Annotated in this window: 2 protein-coding genes; both read left to right on the top strand. The window is 52.5% G+C overall.

Translation table 11 applies throughout. The annotated features are described in order from the left end of the window. Nucleotides 1–547 precede the first annotated feature (547 nt). On the top strand, nt 548–1,798 hold the full coding sequence (locus tag M3200_RS06530; protein ID WP_022382731.1) for an aromatic amino acid transport family protein: 1,251 nt from the start codon (nt 548–550) through the stop codon (nt 1,796–1,798). A gap of 161 nt (nt 1,799–1,959) precedes the next feature. Next, nucleotides 1,960–2,559, top strand: coding sequence for a DUF1847 domain-containing protein (locus M3200_RS06525; protein ID WP_022382730.1), 600 nt, complete (start codon nt 1,960–1,962; stop codon nt 2,557–2,559). The last annotated feature ends 62 nt before the right edge of the window (nt 2,560–2,621 follow it).

Raw genomic sequence — 2,621 nt, 5'->3', positions numbered from 1 at the left:
TAAAAACAACACGAAATGTCCTATAAGCCTAAAAAAAGCACCCTTCAGCGCAGACTGAAAGGTGCATGGGACATGCAGACGTCAATACGCGCAACTCTTGCTCCTTTTTTGGCGTAAAAGGGCGCAAAAAGAGCGCGGTCTTTGATGAGTATCCTTTCTGTCTCGGTCTAAAAAGATCCAAGCAGCTGACAATCCATCCATTCAAAATATAAAACCGAAAAGTATAACTCACGTAACGTGATGCTATCTTTTGCCTCGGCCGTATCATATCACACTTATTCTGTTTTAGCAACAAGTGATTGAAATTTTCCGTTTCTTATACAGCTTGCAGAAATATTCTGTCAAAGGGGAGGGAAGCTGCCTGCAGGGAAAAAGGCACAATGGGCACCTTAATGAGGAAAATTTTTTTCGGCGCCCTTATATGATTAGATTATATACACGTGAAAATTATCACTAATAACCCTCTTGTCAGGGTCAGTCTGTCTGTGTATAATGGACGCGACATGCTGACATCCAACCAATAGTTCCCACGGGAGGAAATACGCCGATGGAATATGTACGTGAGTTGGATACAAGAGCGGCGGGCACTGCCGCCACCCAAAGTGCCTTGAAGGTGCATCGTCTTACCTTTATGGAGGCAGCCATGCTGGTCGTCGGTTCGACCATTGGCTCCGGTGTCTTAGGACTGGCCTACGCGAGCCGTTTAGCCGGCTGGCCTGTCCCATTCGTCTGGCTCGTCGTAGCCGGGATTTTTTCCGGTATTTCCATGCTGTATGTCGCGGAAACAGCCTTGCGGACACAAGAGCCGTTGCAGCTTTCCGGCCTGGCTGAAAAGTACGTGGGGAGAATCGGTTCCTGGCTGATTTTTTTCTCCGTTGGCGCTACGTCCTTTTGCAGTCTCATTGCCTATACGGCCGGCTGTGGCCGGATCCTCAGCGAGTGTACGGGCCTTACGCCGGAGCTGGCCGGCATTCTCTTTGCTGCCGCTGCGACCGTTGTCGTCTGGGGCGGCCTGAAGGTGACCGGTGTAGCCGAAAAATTTCTCAGTCTGGGCATGATCATCATGCTGCTGCTCCTGGCCGGGGCCTCTGTCGTATCAGCCCGCGTGCCTCTGGCAGATATTTTTTATACCCACTGGGCCCATGCCGTCCCGGTTTTTAATATTGCCGTTTTCTGTTATGCCGTTCAATATATTGTGCCGGAGCTGGCTCGCGGCTTTACCCATGCGCCACAAAAATTGGTGCCGTCCATCCTGACCGGCATGGGCATTTCCTTTCTCATCCTGGCCAGCGTGCCCTTGTCTGTTTTCCTCATGCTGCCTGTAGCAGAGATTACGGAAGTAGCGTCTCTCTCGTGGGGACGGGCCCTGCAGCCGGATATTTTCTTTTTCCTGGTCAATGCCTTTGCCTTTTGCGCGATGCTGACGTCCTTTTGGGCTATTTCGGAAAGCTTTTTGACCAATATGGTAAACCGCCTGCACCTGGCCTCGGAAGGGGCTGTAAAGGGCCGTGCCCTGTGCCTGGCCGTCATCGTTATACCGCCTGTTTTTCTGGCGTCAGGCAATCTCGTAGGCTTTGTCAACGCCTTGTTTAGCGCCGGTACCTTTGGCGGTATTATCATGTCCGTCCTGCCTGTGTTCATGCTGCGCCAGGCCCGGCGCCAGGGCAACCGGCAGCCCTGCTGGCAGTGTGGCCGTATTGCCAGCCTGCCTGTGCAGCTCCTGGTCGTGGCCCTCTTTAGCGGTGCCGGCATCTATGCCTTGTGCAGCCTGGCAGGACTGCTGCCGCCGGCGTGGTAATCGATGTACTAGCGAAGTCTGGACTGCGTGTGATGACGCGGACCAGGCTTCTTTTTTCTAAATGAGAAGAATAAGGATGCACGGGCACTGTATTTGTGGTAGGATGGAATAAACATAACGCTATATACTATGCTAAAACCTTCCGGAGGAGGTGCCTCATTATGCTAGGAGATTGTGCGAATTGCAACTGTGGCCATATATGTGCGACGAAAGGTGTGAGCTGTACGCCTGTCGACAAGGAAGCCGTCCTGAGCCAGTATTCGCCAGAGGAACGGAAAATGATGGAAGCCGCTGCCTATGTCGAAGCGACGTATTATATGCAGTATACGCGCATTCAGGAAACGGCGGCCTTTGCCCAGCGCATGGGCTACAAAAAAATCGGCCTGGCCTTTTGCGTCGGCATTAGCCACGAAATGGAGCTCATTGCCAGCTATTTCTCGAAATTTTTCGACGTCTATTCTATTTGCTGCAAAAACTGCGGTATTGCCAAGGACGAGCTGGGCCTGTCCCGGGTCACGCCGGAAAACCCCATCGAAAGCATGTGCAACCCGAAAAACCAAGCCCATTTTCTGAATGAACAGGGCTGTGAGCTCTTCGTCTCTGCCGGGCTCTGCGTCGGCCATGATGCCATTTTCAATGCGTCCTGTAAGGGACCGGTGACCAACCTGATCGCTAAGGACCGCGTCCTGGCCCATAATCCCATGGGCGCCGTGTATTCGAACTACTGGCGCAATAAGCTGGGCCTGAACGGAGAGGACTAGGGCTTGTTGCACCAGCCGTACAGACAAAAAAAGGCAATGGGAAAGAATCATGCGGCTTTTGG

Origin of the sequence: Dialister sp. CAG:357, from assembly GCF_000435155.1 — a bacterium.
Lineage (GTDB): Bacteria > Bacillota > Negativicutes > Veillonellales > Dialisteraceae > Dialister > Dialister hominis.
This window is presented reverse-complemented; position numbering and strand designations above follow the sequence as displayed.

What these genes read in the sequence shown, in the direction of transcription:
- M3200_RS06530 (WP_022382731.1), top strand. Translation starts at nt 548, where the DNA reads ATGGAATATGTACGTGAGTTGGATACAAGAGCGGCGGGCACTGCCGCC.
- M3200_RS06525 (WP_022382730.1), top strand. Translation starts at nt 1,960, where the DNA reads ATGCTAGGAGATTGTGCGAATTGCAACTGTGGCCATATATGTGCGACG.